Here is a 17,040-nt window from a genome sequence, read left to right on the forward strand (position 1 = left end):
GAGATACCTGAATAACCACTAAATTTATGGATTATGGTTTTCGCTTTTTCTGCGATCATATTACCTGCATGGTATTCATGGAAAAGCGCCAGTAAAGTAGTTTCGAATTACCCGCCTCGCAAATTCCGCCTTTCAAATATTTATTTCCGGTCAAAAGATTGATTTATTCATGGGAAACGATTCGTAAATTCACTGGATTTTTGACTAAAGTTTCTTTAGGATTTGTCTCATCTGATGATTAATTGTACCGATTGTTTGGTGCTGAAATGATAAGTGATGCCGATTGTATGAGGTTAGCAATGCCTTCTGGAAACCAGGAACCCCGCAGGGACCCCGAGCTTAAACGCAAAGCATGGCTGGCGGTATTCCTCGGCTCTGCGCTGTTCTGGGTTGTGATTGCGCTGGTTATCTGGCAAGTGTGGGGGTAAGTCATGGTTTCGCAGGAACATCAGCAACCCTCAACGCCAGCACGTCAGCCTCGTGATAGCGTGAAGGAAGCGCGGAGCGAATGTGTGACGAATATTCCAGAATCCTGGAAACTCACACAACAGCAACAGGCATTTATTGATTCATTCGCTGAAGATGAGCAACAGAAACAATAATTGGCGATTTTTTTAATCATCATTTCCAGTACAGGTCATTAACATCCCGTACTGTATTTCCTTATACACCACAGCAATAAGCGCTGAGTACATCTCAGCATAAAGTATTAAACAAATGTCGGTGTAGCCTATGCAAACTGTGAATCTTAAATATTGGTCATGGATTGGGGCGTTCTCAGTATCGCTCTTGTTCTGGGCTCAACTTATCTGGATTGTCTCTTTCTGATCGTATGCCGGTAAATGCCCGATGGCGCAACGTCATCGGGCCTGCGCATGCCGATTCCCGTCCGTAAGGTTTCTCCTCTTTTATCAATTCGGGTTGTTATCAAAACGTTACATTCTGTTTGTGTTATCTTTAATACTAACCCTGAGGAGAGTCAGGGTATCCAACCCTGTTATTAAGGAGGAGCTATGTCGTCAACCCTACGAGAAGCCAGTAAGGACACGTTGCAGGCCAAAGACAAAACCTATCATTACTACAGTCTGCCCCTGGCTGCCAAAAAACTGGGCGATATTACCCGCTTGCCCAAGTCGCTAAAAGTTCTGCTTGAAAACCTGCTGCGCTGGCAGGACGGTGACTCTGTTACCGAAGAAGATATTCAGGCGTTAGCCGGGTGGCTGAAAAAAGCCCATGCCGACCGCGAAATTGCCTATCGACCCGCCCGTGTATTAATGCAGGATTTTACCGGTGTCCCGGCGGTGGTGGATCTGGCCGCCATGCGCGAAGCGGTCAAACGCCTCGGCGGGGATACTGCGAAAGTGAATCCGCTATCCCCGGTAGACCTTGTTATTGACCACTCGGTAACGGTCGATCGCTTTGGCGATGATGACGCTTTCGAAGAGAACGTGCGTCTGGAAATGGAACGCAACCACGAGCGCTATGTGTTCCTGAAATGGGGGCAACAGGCTTTTAGTCGCTTCAGCGTGGTGCCGCCAGGAACCGGGATCTGCCACCAGGTGAACCTGGAATACCTTGGTAAGGCCGTCTGGAGCGAATTGCAGGCGGGAGAGTGGGTCGCATACCCGGACACGCTGGTCGGTACCGACTCCCACACCACGATGATCAACGGCCTTGGCGTGCTGGGATGGGGCGTCGGGGGGATTGAAGCGGAAGCCGCGATGCTGGGCCAGCCGGTTTCAATGCTCATTCCCGATGTTGTTGGCTTCAAGTTGACCGGTAAGCTGCGTGAAGGTATCACCGCGACCGACCTGGTGCTGACCGTGACCCAGATGCTGCGTAAACACGGCGTCGTTGGTAAATTCGTTGAATTCTACGGCGACGGTCTGGACTCCTTGCCACTGGCCGATCGCGCGACGATAGCAAACATGTCGCCGGAATATGGCGCGACCTGCGGCTTCTTCCCGATTGACGGCATCACCCTCGAATATATGCGTTTAAGCGGCCGTAGCGAGGAGCAGGTTGAGCTGGTCGAAACCTATGCCAAAGCGCAGGGGGTGTGGCGAAACCCTGGCGATGAACCTGTTTTCACCAGTTCGCTGGAACTGGATATGGGGGATGTCGAGGCGAGCCTTGCCGGGCCGAAGCGCCCGCAGGATCGGGTTGCGCTGGCGGATGTGCCGAAAGCCTTCGCCGCAAGCACGGAGCTGGAACTGAACACCGCGCAAAAAGACCGGCAGCCAATCGATTATGTTATGAACGGCCATCAATACCAGCTCCCGGACGGCGCTGTCGTGATTGCGGCTATCACCTCCTGTACCAATACTTCAAACCCCAGCGTGCTGATGGCCGCCGGTTTGCTGGCGAAAAAAGCGGTAACGTTGGGACTGAAACGGCAGCCGTGGGTGAAAGCCTCGCTGGCGCCGGGATCGAAAGTGGTCTCGGATTACCTGGCGCAGGCGAAACTCACGCCTTATCTTGATGAGCTTGGCTTTAATCTGGTGGGGTATGGGTGCACCACCTGTATTGGTAACTCCGGCCCACTGCCGGAGCCTATCGAAACGGCAATCAAAAAGGGCGACTTGACGGTGGGCGCGGTACTTTCCGGCAACCGTAACTTTGAAGGCCGAATCCATCCGCTGGTGAAAACCAACTGGCTGGCGTCGCCGCCGCTGGTTGTCGCCTATGCGCTGGCGGGCAATATGAATATTAACCTGGCGAAAGAGCCGCTGGGCCACGATCGTAAAGGCGACCCGGTTTATCTGAAGGATATCTGGCCTTCCGCGCGGGAGATCGCCCGCGCCGTTGAGCTGGTGTCGTCAGAAATGTTCCACAAAGAGTATGCCGAGGTTTTTGAAGGGACGCCGGAATGGAAAGCGATCAATGTTGATCGCTCAGACACCTATGGCTGGCAGGATGACTCCACCTATATCCGCTTGTCGCCGTTCTTTGACGAAATGCAGGTTCAACCCGATCCGGTGGAGGATATTCATGGCGCCCGTATTCTGGCCATGCTGGGGGATTCCGTCACCACTGACCATATCTCCCCGGCGGGCAGCATAAAGGCGGACAGCCCGGCAGGGCGCTATTTGCAGAATCATGGCGTTGAGCGTCGGGACTTCAACTCCTACGGTTCGCGCCGTGGAAACCACGAAGTGATGATGCGCGGTACGTTCGCGAATATTCGTATCCGCAACGAAATGGTTCCCGGCGTTGAAGGGGGAATGACCCGACATTTGCCGGGGACGGAGGTGATCTCCATCTATGATGCAGCGATGCTGTATCAGCAGGAGAAAACGCCGCTGGCGGTGATTGCGGGTAAAGAGTACGGTTCCGGTTCCAGCCGTGACTGGGCGGCCAAAGGCCCGCGTTTGCTGGGTATTCGCGTCGTGATTGCCGAGTCGTTTGAACGTATTCACCGTTCAAACCTGATTGGTATGGGGATTCTACCGCTGGAGTTCCCGCAGGGCGTTACGCGTAAAACGCTCGGGTTAACCGGTGAGGAGACAATTGATATTGCCAGTTTGCAAAACCTGAAGCCTGGCGCCGCCATTCCGGTGACGTTAACCAAAGTGGATGGCAGCACAGAGGTGATTTCGTGCCGGTGCCGTATCGATACCGCAACTGAATTAACCTACTACCAGAATGACGGCATTCTGCATTATGTGATTCGTAATATGTTGCATTAAGACATAAAAAAGGCCTGATAGCGCGGTGCTCATCAGGCCTTTAATAGCAAAAATTTATTTACCCAATAAATGCCCCATCTTAGCGGCTTTGGTATCCAGATAGTGTTCGTTATTTGGGTTACGGCCAACAATCAGCGGTACGCGCTCAACAATATTGATACCTGCTTCCGTCAGAATTTCGACTTTCTTCGGGTTATTGGTCAGCAGACGGACTTCATCGACGCCCAGCAGTTTAAACATATCGGCGCACAGGGTGAAATCACGCTCATCGGCGGCAAACCCCAGCTGATGGTTGGCTTCCACGGTATCGTAACCCTGATCCTGCAACGCGTAGGCGCGAATCTTATTGAGCAGGCCAATATTACGTCCTTCCTGACGGTGGTAGAGCAGAATACCGCGACCTTCTTCCGCGATATGCGTCAGCGCCGCCTCTAACTGAAAACCACAATCGCAGCGCAGACTAAACAATGCGTCGCCGGTCAGACATTCTGAATGGACGCGAGCCAGGACAGGGGTTTGACCAGAGATATCGCCATAAACCAGCGCGACGTGGTCGTGTCCGGTTGCCAGTTCTTCAAATCCCACCATCAGGAAATCGCCCCATGGGGTTGGCAGTTTGGCTTCTGCCACTCGTTTAAGCTGCATGTATTTCTCCAGATAATGCTGGTGTCATCGCCAATTGGCTTCTGTATGTTTCTATTTTGCCATAAGGCGGCGGACTTCACCTAATCGCTGCCGTGCGATCGCTTTTGGAATGGCACAAATTTGTCAATTTTCCGGCACGCCAGGTTTTCAGTTATGATTGTGGCACTTATCGACGAAAGGAGAGGTCATGCTTTCGATTGCGAAGCGCACAACCGTAGGCGCTGCTCTGTTGCTTGTGATGCCGGTTAGCGTATGGATTTCAGGCTGGAACTGGCAACCCGGACACTCGGTCTGGTGGTTAAAATCCTTATACTGGGTGACAGAAACGGTGACGCAGCCGTGGGGAATTATTACGCATGTGCTTCTGTGCGCCTGGTTTCTTTGGTGCCTGAGATTTCGCCTGAAAGCCGCAATGATGCTTTTTGCTATTCTGGCCGGTGCGATCCTGCTGGGGCAGGGGGTAAAATCGCTGGTGAAGGAGCGGGTGCAGGAACCCCGACCCTTTGTTATTTGGCTGGAAAAAACGCACCATATTCCCGTTGATGAGTTCTACACTTTAAAACGTAAAGAACGCGGGCACTTAGTCAAAGAACAGCTGTCAGGGCAGCAGGATATTCCGGCTTTTCTGCGTCAACACTGGCAAAAAGAAACCGGATTCGCGTTTCCTTCCGGGCATACCTTGTTTGCCGCAAGTTGGGCGTTGTTGGCGGTAGGACTATTATGGCCGCGCAGGCGTACCCTTACGATTGCGATTTTGTTAGTCTGGGCGACAAGTGTTATGGGTAGTCGCCTGTTGTTGGGTATGCATTGGCCGCGTGATTTAGTTGTCGCGACGTTGATATCCTGGCTTCTGGTGACGCTGGCGACCTGGCTTGCTCAGCGCATTTGCGGGCCGCTTACTCCACCCGTTGAAGAGGCTCGCGAGATAGCGCAGCGGGAGCAAGAACGTTGACGGTGGTTGATTTTCCGTAATTTGCCCTTAAATCATGAGTGGACAGAACGCTTTTCCGTTTCGCGCGCGTCGCGAAAATGGTAATTTAAAGGGCTGAATGCGGTAAGTTGAACACGATTTATTCGCTCAAACCACATAACGGGAAGTAATGTGAAATATTTACTCATTTTCTTACTGGTGTTGGCGATTTTTGTTATTTCGGTGACATTGGGTGCGCAGAACGATCAACAGGTAACGTTTAATTACCTGCTGGCTCAAGGGGAGTACCGTATTTCTACGTTGCTTGCCGTTTTATTTGCCGCAGGCTTTGCTATTGGTTGGCTAATTTGCGGCCTGTTCTGGCTGCGTGTTCGCGTCTCCCTGGTGCGTGCCGAACGTAAAATCAAACGACTGGAAAACCAGCTTCCGCCTGCGACCGACGTTGCGGTATCTGCCGATTCGTCGGTTGTGAAGGAATAATCATTTATGCTGGAGTTGTTGTTTCTGCTTTTACCTGTAGCGGCAGCCTATGGCTGGTATATGGGTCGCAGAAGTGCGCAACAAACAAAACAGGACGAAGCTAACCGTCTTTCTCGCGACTATGTGGCGGGGGTTAACTTCCTCCTGAGTAACCAACAGGATAAAGCGGTGGATCTGTTCCTCGATATGCTGAAAGAGGATACCGGCACCGTTGAGGCTCATCTCACTCTTGGAAACCTGTTTCGCTCTCGCGGTGAAGTAGACCGCGCCATCCGCATCCACCAGACCTTAATGGAAAGCGCGTCGCTGACTTATGAGCAGCGTCTGCTGGCTGTGCAGCAACTGGGGCGTGATTACATGGCGGCCGGGTTGTATGACCGGGCGGAAGATATGTTCAACCAGCTCACGGATGAAACGGATTTCCGCGTAGGGGCGTTGCAACAGCTGTTGCAAATTTATCAGGCGACCAGCGACTGGCAGAAAGCGATTGATGTGGCTGAGCGGCTGGTGAAGCTCGGCAAAGATAAGCAGCGCATTGAGATCGCACATTTCTATTGTGAACTGGCGCTGCAACAGATGGGCTGCGATGATATGGATCGCGCCATGACGTTGCTGAAAAAAGGTGCCGCCGCAGACAAAAACAGCGCCCGTGTTTCTATCATGATGGGCCGTGTGTTTATGGCAAAGGGGGAATACGCCAAAGCGGTGGAGAGCTTACAGCGGGTTATCTCCCAGGATAAAGAACTGGTCAGTGAAACGCTGGAGATGTTGCAGACGTGCTATCAGCAGCTTGGTAAAAATGATGAATGGGCGGAGTTCTTACGTCGGGCCGTGGAAGAAAACACCGGCGCCGCCGCTGAGTTGATGCTTGCCGATATTCTGGAAGCGCGGGAAGGGCACGACACTGCGCAGGTCTATATCACTCGCCAGTTACAGCGCCATCCGACCATGCGGGTGTTTCATAAGCTGATGGATTATCACCTCAATGAGGCAGAAGAAGGGCGCGCGAAAGAGAGCCTGATGGTGCTGCGTGATATGGTCGGTGAGCAGGTACGCAGCAAGCCGCGTTATCGCTGCCAGAAGTGCGGGTTTACCGCCTATACCATGTACTGGCATTGTCCTTCCTGCCGGGCGTGGTCGACGATTAAACCTATTCGCGGCCTTGACGGGCAGTAGTTTAAAAAAAACCTGTGTTTTAGTTACAACATCCTGTTAGTTTTTACCTGTCCCTCACACTGGCATCCGGGCAATATCGCCTCGCAGGGGTATAATCGCGCCTGTTCATTTTGCCCTTGCACAGGTAGAATGCACGCCGTTTACCCATTTCGCGCCGCACCCGGTGCCCATCATCAAGAAGGTCTGGTCATGACGTTTACTGCTTCATCTTCTTCCCGCGCTGTTACCGATTCTCCTGTCGTTGTTGCTCTGGATTACAATAATCGTGATAACGCGCTGGCTTTCGTCGACAGAATCGATCCGCGTGATTGCCGCCTGAAAGTCGGCAAAGAGATGTTCACGCTGTTCGGCCCGCAGTTGGTTCGTGATTTGCAGCAGCGCGGCTTCGATATCTTTCTTGACCTGAAATTTCATGATATTCCAAATACCACGGCGCATGCCGTTGCGGCGGCGGCAGATCTGGGCGTATGGATGGTTAACGTCCATGCGTCGGGTGGGGCGCGAATGATGACCGCAGCGCGCGAAGCCTTACTGCCGCTGGGTAAGGATGCGCCATTGCTGATTGCTGTGACGGTACTGACCAGCATGGAAGCCAGCGATCTGGCGGATCTTGGCGTGACGTTGTCACCGGCTGATCATGCGGAACGTCTGGCACGCCTGACGCAAAATTGCGGGCTGGATGGCGTGGTCTGCTCGGCGCAGGAAGCGGTGCGCTTTAAGCAGGAATTTGGCACAGAGTTTAAGCTGGTAACGCCGGGTATCCGCCCTCAGGGATCTGACGCTGGCGATCAGCGCCGTATCATGACGCCGGAACAGGCGCTGGCGGCGGGCGTGGACTATATGGTTATAGGACGACCGGTTACGCAGTCTGCTGACCCTGCGCAAACCCTGAAGGCCATTAATGCATCACTGAAACGGGGAGCCTGATGAACAATTCTGACAGCCGTCTGGTCTATTCCACGGAAACGGGCCGGATTGACGAACCGAAAGCGGCGGTTGAACGCCCAAAGGGTGATGGTATCGTCCGTATTCAGCGCCAGACCAGCGGGCGGAAAGGTAAGGGTGTGTGCCTTGTTACCGGCATTGATATGGATGATGCTGAACTGACCAAACTGGCCGCAGAGCTGAAGAAAAAATGCGGCTGCGGTGGGGCGGTTAAAGAGGGAATAATTGAAATTCAGGGCGATAAGCGCGATCTGATTAAATCATTACTGGAAGCCAAAGGAATGAAAGTTAAACTGGCTGGCGGCTAATGAAAAAAGCCACGATAGTTATTTATCGTGGCTTTAAATTTCACTGTGTATATTTAGAGTAAAGACCTGTAAAGAATTACCGTATTATTATTTCGAGCCGGTCGACCGTAGATTATTTACCTACCTGATGGCCGATAACACCACCTACCGCAGCCCCGCCTAGCGTACCCAGCGTGCTACCGTCAGTTAAAATAGCACCGCCCAACGCCCCAGCCCCTGCACCGATCGCAGTGTTACGGTCACGTTTAGACCAATTAGAGCAAGCGCTCAGAGACATCGCCAGGGTAATTGCCAGAACAGCGGCGGTCATTTTTTTGCTCGTCATAAACATAATACTTTCTCCTGAATAATTGATTCACGGAAGTAAGTTCTCTTTAATTATAGCTAAAATGATGTTCATTAAAGCCATTAAAGAGACTGTCCGCAAAACCTTGTTGCGCAGGGGTAACAGCTTAAAATCACGCAGGTGATAGTCACTTCCTGTTATATCGCTAATATAAATTTTACGACTTTACCCTGTTAATAACAGGTAAATAGTCTTAATTAGATTGTCGGAAAAATCTCAGAGGGGAGAGATGATTTGCCATCTGGCAAATCATCTGCAATGCGCTCAGGCACGAGGTTCGATGATGTTCACCGTCAGCCCGGTGCGTTCCAGTTGCATTTGATGGTCCGCACTTATTCTGGAATCGGTGATAACGCGGCTAAAACGTGTTAACGGCCCCAGCGTATAAGGATGTACTGCGCCGAATTTAGAGCTGTCCGTCAGAACAATGGCTTCAGAGCCTTTTTCCAGTACGGCGTTAACCACATCCGATCGCATCATGTCCCGTCCGGTAAAACCGGTATCCGGCTGCCAGCCATCGATACCGATGAAGGCCTTACTGAAGTGAACCTGCTGGATAAACTGGCGGGTCAATGGCCCGACCATACTTTCACTTTTTTTCTGGTAGATTCCGCCAAGGAGGATCACTTCGCACGGCGTCTCTTTGAGCAAGTGAGCGATATAGCTACTCACCGTAATAATGGTGACATCCTTTTGTTCCGCTAACGTTCTGGCCAGCAGGGCATTGCTGCTGCCGTTTTCAATAAACACCGATTCGCCGGGGCTGACCAGTGACGCGGCAAATTCAGCCAGTTCGCGTTTGAGCGTGTAATTGGTCATCATGCGCGTTTCGACGTCATCGCTGTCCAGCGAGACGGCAAAACCATGCGCACGGCGCAGATAGCTCTGTTTTTCCAGGGTGTTAAGATCCTGTCGGATCGTGACTTCAGAGACGCCGGTGATTTTTGCCAGCTCAGCCACGCTCATCTGGCCTTTATCAATGACCATTTGCAAAATTGATTGTTGTCGGGAATTCATAATTTTAATTTTTATAACGGTATCAGTACCGGGGAGTATAAGGGATGCTGCGTTTCCTGAGTCAGGTGCCACGAAAAGCTCGCGTCACTTAGATCTCCCACGGAGCCCGGGGTTTCGTCGAGGAGGCGTCGGTATCTTCTTTCACCTGACTTAACAACTCCGCTTTAAGAATTTCAAGGTTGTGGATGGCAGAGTGGTAATCGCCAGCAACAAGGATATCCAGCACGGTATCAATGCGTTCGGCAACACGTTGGGCGTCGATATCAGACATGGTTATCATCCTTACGTCAAAAATGTATGAATTTCATGATGCAAAAAATAATGCCAAAAGAGAAGGGGAAAAACAGGATTCGCCAAAACCATTGGGTAATATTATATATTCTGTTATTACATGCAGATAAGTTTGTTACCAGAGGTCTCTTACCCTGTCCCGAACGCCTGTTTTTTGCCCACCTCAGCGCATCTTTTTATTCAGATAACGTTTGTACCAGCGTTCAAAAGCGGCGGCGGGCATGGGTTTGGCAAACAGGAACCCCTGGCGCTCGTTGACGCCATTCTTGGTTAAAAACGCATCTTCTTTTGCGCTTTCGACGCCTTCCGCAATCACCTGTAGATTTAACGCCTGCGCTACGGCGACGATCGCGCGTACTAACGATTGCGAAACCGACCGCTTATGAATGTCTCTGACAAACGTCTGATCCAGCTTGACCGCATCAATGGGGAAGCGGGCAAGCTGAGAAAGCGACGAGTAGCCGGTGCCAAAATCGTCCAGATGTATCTGCGCGCCAAGCTGGCTGAATTGCTGGATGACGGTCAGCGCCAGCTCTTCGTTTTCAATCAAACAGCTTTCTGTCAGTTCGACATCAATCGGGCAATATTCGAAGTTCAGTTCATGAAGCACCTGCTTCAGGTCGGTAAAAATAGTTTGATCCGCGAGCTGGCGGGCGGATACATTCACCGCGACGCGCAGGTTGATGCCTTTGCTGCGCCATTTGGCGACCTGCCGTACAACATCCATCATCACCCATCGCCCCAGCGGGACAATCAGCCCAGACTCTTCGGCGTAGGAGATAAACTCCAGCGGGGGAATTAACCCGCGTTCCGGTGATTGCCAGCGCACCAGCGCTTCGAGGCTGCGGACTTCGCCGCGCCAGGTCATCTTCGGCTGGTAGTGGATCAGGAGCTGATCGTTTTCCAGCGCTTTGCGCAGATTGGTGTCCAGCCAAAGATACTCAAAGACGCGCTGGTTCATCTCGGGAGAGAACACGCAAAACTGTCCACGTCCGCCTTCTTTCGCGGTGTACATTGCGGTATCCGCATTACGAATCACGCTTTCACTGTCATGCCCGTGCTGTGGCGCAAGGGCGATACCGATAGAACAGCCGGTATACACCTCGATAAGGCCAATGCGAAAGGGTTGACGTAAGCGTGTGAGAATTCGCGATGCCATGGCCTCCAGCGACCCTTGCGAAGTCTGCGTGGCGAGAACGATAAACTCATCGCCGCCGAGGCGGGCCAGCAGTTGATTCTCCTCAAGGCAACTCAGGATCGCCAGCGAGACGGCCTGTAACAGCTGGTCTCCAAACATATGCCCGTAGGCGTCGTTCACCCTTTTGAAGTTGTCCAGGTCCAGATAGACGATACCAACCTGATTGTCGCCCGCGTTTTCAATGGCATCGTTAATCAGCTCATGAATGGCATTCCGGTTAGGCAGCCCGGTGATTGTGTCCGTATTCGCCAGTACGCGTAAACGCTCCTGCGTACGCCGCTCCTCGGTAATGTCGGTGCCTGAACAGATTAAAAAGATTTCGTTCTTACCGCTGCCGCTATGGACAAATTTATTCCGAAACAGAAACAGGCGCTGGCCTTTGCGGGTCTTTACCCAGCGTTCGATCTCATAAGAGTTGCCGTTGCGGAAAAAACCGCTGATGTTGCGCCTGGAGGCCGCGGCTTCGCGCCGGCTCATAAATAATTTGAAGACGCTTTGCCCAATGACGTCATGCTCTTTTAACCCGGTGTATTCTTCGCAAAGACGGTTAAAACGCTGGATATTCCCGCGGCTGTCAAGGATTACGATCGCTGAGTTGGCCTCTGATACCACCTGCTCGGCAAAGGAGAGTCCCAGAACGGCCTCCTGCGTATCTGAGGGCGCATCATGCCAGACCGATACGTTTCCTGCCCATTCGCGCTTGTTGATTTTTCGCCCGACAAGTTGCACGGGAACGGCATTATGTTCACCGGGAAGGGTGAGTAACAGGCTTGACGTGATGACGGTCATCTCCCGGATGCGGTCAGCCTGCTCGGAAGATAATGCAACGGTCTGGTCAGCGTCGGCAGCCTCAGTCGCGGATAAACGCAGGGTGTCGCAGTCATCCGATAAACGCCAGTAAGGGCTATGGGTTCCCAAATCGCTAAACAATGAAACAGGCTCCAGAACGTCTTTCATGATGCTTACCATCCCGTTTAAAGCGCATACAGCCTCAGGAGAAAGGTTAGCCATGATTCGTACGAGGTAATTATGGCTGAACATATTGTTTTACTTATGTATTTATATGTAATCCAGATTCAGAAAAAAGCATAGCGAGCGGATAAAAATAATTCTGAACGGATGAGTGAAGTGTAGCGTGAGGTGGGTGGAGCGGGCAGAAAAAAAACGGCCTTTCCGGTTAAAGAAAGGCCGCTACATCAAAAACGTCAGGCGACAGGCCGGGCGATAATGCTACGGGTTTCCATGCGAACTTCCGCGATCGTTACATCGATCACATTCGTCACTTTGTATACCGTTTCACCTTTGATCTGCACGGTGCCGCTTTCCTGGCTGCAAACCAGCTCGTCACGTACGGCATGCAGGAACGGCGCCGGGATAAAGGCCATTGCGCCATTATCGACCAGGCGAACGCGCATCCCGCCGCGGCTGATATCAACGATTTCCGCCGCAAAGCGTGTTTCTGTACCAGCTTTATCATTCAGGAAACGCGCATATAACCAGTCTCCGACGTCACGTTCCGCCATACGGTTCAGGCGGCGGCGTTCAGCCATCTGCTGCGTTGTCTCTTCCTGCGGACGCGCGATGGTTTCGCCTTTGATGACGGCTTTCAGCAGGCGGTGGTTAATCATGTCGCCGTATTTACGAATCGGAGAGGTCCAGGTCGCATACGCTTCCAGACCCAGTCCGAAGTGAGGGCCCGGTTCGGTGCTGATCTCTGCGAATGACTGGAAGCGACGAATACGGCTGTCCAGGAAACCGGACGGTTGGGCATCCAGCTCGCGGCGCAGTTTGCAGAAGCCTTCCAGTGTTAATACGTCTCCTGTGTCAACGTGCAGGCCATGCGTTTTCAACAACGCTGCCAGCGCGTCGGCGTTGGCCGGGTCAAAGCCCATATGAACGTTGTAAATACCAAAGCCCAGTTTGTCGCGCAGCACGCGGGCGGCGCAAATGTTCGCCGCGATCATGGACTCTTCCACAATGCGGTTCGCAATGCGGCGAGGTTCCGCGACGATATCCAGCACTTCGCCTTTCTCTCCAAGAATAAAGCGATAGTCCGGGCGATCTTTGAACACCAGCGCATGGTTGTGACGCCATTCGCCACGGCTCAGGCAAATGCGCTGGAGCAGGCGGATCTGTTGGGCGATAGCGTCACTTTCAGGCTGCCAGCTGCCGGTATTTTCCAGCCAGTCGGAGACATTGTCGTAGGCCAGTTTGGCTTTCGACTTGATCGTGGCCGCAAAGAAGGTGATGTCATCTTCAATAGTGCCGTCGGCGGCAATGGTCATGCGGCAGGCCAGTGCCGGACGAACTTCCTGCGCGCGCAGGGAACAGAGGTCGTCAGACAGTTCGCGCGGCAACATCGGGATGTTGAAGCCCGGCAGATAGTTGGTAAACGCCCGGATTTTTGCGATGTTATCCAGCTTGCTGCCTTCCGCAATCCACGCGGTCGGGTCAGCAATCGCAACCGTCAGTTGCAGCTTACCTTCGCCCAACTCTTGCGCATAAAGGGCGTCATCCATGTCTTCGGTGCTGGCGCTGTCGATAGTGACAAAATCCAGCTCGGTCAGATCCTGGCGTACCAGACCTTCATCAAGCATTTCTGTCGCCGCGCCGTTCGGCGCTTCTTTTTCGAGATTATGGCGAGCCAGCGTGACCCACCACGGTACGAAGTGGTCGTCGGCGAAGGTGATAAACTGGGTTAACTCGGCGTAGAAAGAGCGGTCGCCTTTCAGCGGATGACGGCGCATTTCAGCAACGGCCCAGTCACCCTCTTTAAATTCGTGTTCCACGCCACGGGCGGCACGGCATGGGATAGCGTCTTTCAGCAACGGATGATCCGGTACGATGGACAGACGATCGTTTTTACCCTGGATTTTGCCCACGAAGCGGGTCAGGAACGGCTCGATCAGTTCTTCTGGCTCGGCGGACTCGCGTTCTTTTTCCGTATGGATCACCGCGACAATGCGGTCGCCGTGCATGACTTTTTTCATCTGCGGCGGCGGGATGAAATAACTTTTTTGTGCATCGACTTCCAGGAAGCCAAAGCCTTTTTCCGTGGCTTTTACCACCCCTTCAGCACGCGGCGTCTGGGAATGTAGTTGCTGTTTAAGCTGCGCTAGCAGCGGGTTGTCCTGAAACATAATTGTCTATTTTCGTGGCCAAAAGAGCGGCTGACAGTTTTACGCGATTCTGCCTGGCGCAGCAAGCGCTCTTTCAGTAAAGGCGCGGTTAATGTGTTTCGCCCAACGCGATTTTTAAACGGTTCAACCAACCGCACAATCCGCACCAGCCCAGCAAGTTGACGGCCTGTTCCAGTGACGCCCCCTGTTCGAGTAACGGCGTGAATTGCGCAGCGCTAAAACGATCGGGCGCCCTGGTCAGCCATTGTATCGCTTGCGTGACAGGACGCTCAACCGGATGTTGGCTTTCCCAGTGCTGTATCTCCCGTTCACCCCGGCGGAACACCGAAATGGTCTCTGCCCATTCGCTCGCGTGGCGCGACTGTTCATTAAAACAGGCGACGCTGCCATTGATGCGCGACGTGAGCAGCGTGGCGAGCGAGAGCGACGCCGGTGGCGCATCCGTACGCAGGGCGCTGGTGAGCAGTGTGCCAAACAAAGAAAGCAGGGCGGGTTCGTGAACCAGGACTGGCGCGAGCGTCAGCAGTTCTGCAACCGGCTGATGGTGAGACAGGCACTCCAGCTGTTCGGCGCTGGCGTAACGTATTTCCACGCCTTCCTGAGCCGGGTGCCATTGCGCGTCCTTTTCCTGGAAAAGCTGCGCATCGGCGAATTGCTGTATATCCAGACCCGGCACCCAGCGAACGGGGTGTCCATGATAAGCCTGAAATATCGCCACGACGCGCGCCTGAAAACCCACAAAACCAATAATCTGGTTTATCAGAATGATGTCGCAGGTCGTCAGACCCACATCGTCAAGATGCTGGCGGTCGCGGGCATTAATGACCGCAGGGGAACTGGCCAGTTGACGCGCGTATTGCGTGATTTGCGCCAGTCGGTGGTTACTCTCCCGGGAAGAGTCCGGGCCGGGAAGCGGGGTCAGTCGCGCGGCGTAATGGTTACAGAGCCGCTGTACGCCATAGACCTGGGCAACGGTCAATGCGGTACTCATCCGTTCATAGGCGCTGAACGTGTGGAGACGATTCTGTGTGACGCGCTCGGGAAAGAGGCGTTGAGCAAGTTGACGGGCAGGGTGCAACCAGGACTGAAAGGGTAAAAGCACGTCTTCGGCGATCGCTAAATCCAGCAGAAAACTGTCTTCGACGTTCGCGGCTTCCGGCACCAGCGGGAGAACCTCTTGCGGATAAGTGCTGGACTGAGTTTCATGATACCAGTGGCTTTTGCCTTCAATTCGGCGTTGTTCCATGGGCGTTCCTTGGTCTAAAAGTGGCGACCCGGACACGTCGTCGTCGAATCACGCCGGATCGTTTTCGCTGCATTATCCTGGCGTAAGCAAGAGAGGGGATAAAAGATTGTTAGGTGATAATAAATATCAGAATGATATATACCGCGATGCGACAGCGCGCGAAGAATGGAAGGGGGTGAAAGGCGTCATCAGAGAAGGGAATAATGGGCGACGCTGCGCCGCCCATTGCGGGAAGTGAAACGATTATTTCAGTTCCAGTTCGTTCATGGCTGCGATGCTGAAACCGCCGTCGACGTGAACGACTTCACCGGAGATACCGGCAGACAGATCGGAGCACAGGAAGGCGGCAGAGTTGCCCACATCTTCAATGGTAACGGTGCGGCGAATCGGCGTAACCGCTTCGCAATGCGACAGCATTTTACGGAAATCTTTGATGCCGGACGCGGCCAGAGTACGGATCGGACCTGCGGAGATTGCGTTAACACGAACGCCTTCCGGGCCCATCGCGTTAGCCATGTAACGCACGTTTGCTTCCAGAGACGCTTTTGCCAGACCCATGACGTTGTAGTTCGGGATTGCGCGCTCAGCACCCAGATAAGACAGGGTCAGCAGGGCGGAACCCGGATTCAGCATGGTACGGCAAGCTTTTGCCATCGCCACAAAGCTGTAAGAGCTGATGTCGTGCGCGATTTTAAAGCCTTCACGGGTAACGGCATTCACATAGTCGCCATCCAGCTGATCGCCAGGCGCGAAGCCGATAGAGTGAACGAAACCGTCGAATTTCGGCCAGACTTTACCCAGCTCGGCAAACATAGCGTCGATGCTGGCATCTTCAGCCACATCACACTGCAACACGATGCTGGAATCCAGTTGAGCGGCAAACTCTTCCACGCGGCCTTTCAGTTTGTCGTTCTGGTAGGTGAACGCCAGTTCAGCTCCTTCGCGGCGCATCGCCTGAGCGATACCGTAGGCGATGGACAATTTGCTGGCAACACCCGTTACCAGAATGCGCTTACCGGAAAGAAAACCCATAGCTTTAATCCTTATAGTCATTACTTATTTTTTGCTTTTAATATCAATAAATTAAAAGCAACATTTCAAAGTTATTCGAAATTAGCTCGAAATTATATCCCACTCACAGCCCTTTGTGTCACGATATTTTTCCGTCATTTCCCGTGACTTAGCTCCGGGGCGGCGCAGGACGAGCCTGTTCACTTTCGATATTTTCCTGCATCCGTCCAGTATATCACCCGCTATCAGGTTCGCCTCATCCAACCAGCACGAGCGGGCGACGCGCTGCGAATATAAGGGATAAATACATTTGGACGAATCATAATGGTTGCATGACTAATTCTACTTATGTATTATTCGCAGCCGGTTCGTTATGACGCGTAAGTGCGTGATAACTCACAAGAACCGTCAAACCGCCATTAGCTCATCTGGAAGAGCGAACGACATTTGTTGTGGGTGTTGTAGGGAACGGGGTTCGAGGCCTCGATGGCGGCCCAGGCCGACTTAGCTCAGTAGGTAGAGCAACTGACTTGTAATCAGTAGGTCACCAGTTCGATTCCGGTAGTCGGCACCATTTCAAACGTTTCCCCAGTGTTTTCTGACTTCACAAAAGCCCG

Annotated in this window: 17 protein-coding genes and 1 tRNA gene; 10 read left to right on the plus strand and 8 right to left on the minus strand. The window is 52.8% G+C overall.

Going from position 1 to position 17,040, the window contains the following annotated elements:
• Positions 1 to 287: 287 nt before the first annotated feature.
• The 4 genes from CKO_RS05825 to acnA all read left to right on the plus strand — a co-directional run bounded on the left by CKO_RS05825 (position 288) and on the right by acnA (position 3,689).
• Entirely contained in the window at positions 288 to 428 is a 141-nt protein-coding gene (locus CKO_RS05825) for a YmiA family putative membrane protein (RefSeq protein WP_213164932.1), read from the plus strand.
• Positions 429 to 431: 3 nt separating this feature from the next.
• Entirely contained in the window at positions 432 to 602 is a 171-nt protein-coding gene (locus tag CKO_RS23445) for a hypothetical protein (RefSeq protein WP_096753854.1), read from the plus strand.
• A 130-nt stretch (positions 603 to 732) separates the two neighbouring features.
• Positions 733 to 828, plus strand: a complete 96-nt coding sequence (gene ymiC / locus CKO_RS23585) for a small membrane protein YmiC (RefSeq protein ID WP_223849120.1) — start codon at positions 733 to 735, stop codon at positions 826 to 828.
• 185 nt (positions 829 to 1,013) lie between these two features.
• A complete protein-coding gene (gene acnA / locus CKO_RS05830) occupies positions 1,014 to 3,689 on the plus strand; it encodes an aconitate hydratase AcnA (protein WP_012132237.1) in 2,676 nt (891 codons plus the stop codon).
• Positions 3,690 to 3,743: 54 nt separating this feature from the next.
• Here the strand turns inward: acnA and ribA are convergent, their stop codons facing one another.
• Positions 3,744 to 4,334 (minus strand): GTP cyclohydrolase II, encoded by a 591-nt coding sequence (gene ribA / locus CKO_RS05835; RefSeq protein WP_012132238.1) that lies wholly within the window; start codon positions 4,332 to 4,334, stop codon positions 3,744 to 3,746.
• A 187-nt stretch (positions 4,335 to 4,521) separates the two neighbouring features.
• Between ribA and pgpB the strand changes: the two genes are divergently transcribed.
• The 5 genes from pgpB to yciH all read left to right on the plus strand — a co-directional run bounded on the left by pgpB (position 4,522) and on the right by yciH (position 8,174).
• The gene (gene pgpB, locus CKO_RS05840; protein ID WP_012132240.1) at positions 4,522 to 5,286 is read left to right on the plus strand and encodes a phosphatidylglycerophosphatase B; all 765 of its coding nucleotides are present in this window, start codon (positions 4,522 to 4,524) and stop codon (positions 5,284 to 5,286) included.
• Positions 5,287 to 5,436: 150 nt separating this feature from the next.
• A complete protein-coding gene (locus CKO_RS05845; RefSeq protein WP_012132242.1) occupies positions 5,437 to 5,745 on the plus strand; it encodes a LapA family protein in 309 nt (102 codons plus the stop codon).
• Between the two features lie 6 nt (positions 5,746 to 5,751).
• Positions 5,752 to 6,921, plus strand: a complete 1,170-nt coding sequence (lapB, locus tag CKO_RS05850; protein ID WP_012132243.1) for a lipopolysaccharide assembly protein LapB — start codon at positions 5,752 to 5,754, stop codon at positions 6,919 to 6,921.
• Between the two features lie 189 nt (positions 6,922 to 7,110).
• Positions 7,111 to 7,848 (plus strand): orotidine-5'-phosphate decarboxylase, encoded by a 738-nt coding sequence (gene pyrF, locus CKO_RS05855; protein WP_047463553.1) that lies wholly within the window; start codon positions 7,111 to 7,113, stop codon positions 7,846 to 7,848.
• Positions 7,848 to 8,174: a stress response translation initiation inhibitor YciH gene (gene yciH / locus CKO_RS05860; protein WP_012132245.1), complete on the plus strand. Its 327-nt coding sequence runs from the start codon at positions 7,848 to 7,850 to the stop codon at positions 8,172 to 8,174. The genes pyrF and yciH overlap by 1 nt, the downstream gene beginning before the upstream one ends.
• 112 nt (positions 8,175 to 8,286) lie before the next feature.
• Here the strand turns inward: yciH and osmB are convergent, their stop codons facing one another.
• The 7 genes from osmB to fabI form a co-directional block, all read right to left on the minus strand.
• A complete protein-coding gene (gene osmB, locus CKO_RS05865; protein ID WP_012132246.1) occupies positions 8,287 to 8,505 on the minus strand; it encodes an osmotically-inducible lipoprotein OsmB in 219 nt (72 codons plus the stop codon).
• A 279-nt stretch (positions 8,506 to 8,784) separates the two neighbouring features.
• Complete coding sequence (gene yciT, locus CKO_RS05870; protein ID WP_024130303.1) at positions 8,785 to 9,537, minus strand: DNA-binding transcriptional regulator YciT; 753 nt, start codon at positions 9,535 to 9,537, stop codon at positions 8,785 to 8,787.
• A gap of 88 nt (positions 9,538 to 9,625) precedes the next feature.
• Positions 9,626 to 9,808: a YciZ family protein gene (locus CKO_RS05875; RefSeq protein WP_024130304.1), complete on the minus strand. Its 183-nt coding sequence runs from the start codon at positions 9,806 to 9,808 to the stop codon at positions 9,626 to 9,628.
• 183 nt (positions 9,809 to 9,991) lie between these two features.
• Positions 9,992 to 11,983 carry a cyclic di-GMP phosphodiesterase gene (gene pdeR, locus CKO_RS05880; RefSeq protein WP_047463555.1) on the minus strand — a complete coding sequence of 664 codons (1,992 nt, stop codon included), beginning with the start codon at positions 11,981 to 11,983 and terminating at the stop codon, positions 9,992 to 9,994.
• 248 nt (positions 11,984 to 12,231) lie between these two features.
• On the minus strand, positions 12,232 to 14,166 hold the full coding sequence (locus CKO_RS05885) for an exoribonuclease II (protein WP_012132251.1): 1,935 nt from the start codon (positions 14,164 to 14,166) through the stop codon (positions 12,232 to 12,234).
• Positions 14,167 to 14,254: 88 nt separating this feature from the next.
• Entirely contained in the window at positions 14,255 to 15,412 is a 1,158-nt protein-coding gene (locus CKO_RS05890) for a carboxymuconolactone decarboxylase family protein (RefSeq protein ID WP_012132252.1), read from the minus strand.
• Between the two features lie 243 nt (positions 15,413 to 15,655).
• Positions 15,656 to 16,444: an enoyl-ACP reductase FabI gene (gene fabI / locus CKO_RS05895; protein ID WP_024130306.1), complete on the minus strand. Its 789-nt coding sequence runs from the start codon at positions 16,442 to 16,444 to the stop codon at positions 15,656 to 15,658.
• A 477-nt stretch (positions 16,445 to 16,921) separates the two neighbouring features.
• Here fabI and CKO_RS05905 point away from each other — a divergent pair.
• Positions 16,922 to 16,997 (plus strand) — tRNA-Thr (locus CKO_RS05905).
• Positions 16,998 to 17,040 lie beyond the last annotated feature (43 nt).

The sequence above is a fragment of the Citrobacter koseri ATCC BAA-895 genome (assembly GCF_000018045.1).
GTDB classification, from domain to species: domain Bacteria; phylum Pseudomonadota; class Gammaproteobacteria; order Enterobacterales; family Enterobacteriaceae; genus Citrobacter_B; species Citrobacter_B koseri.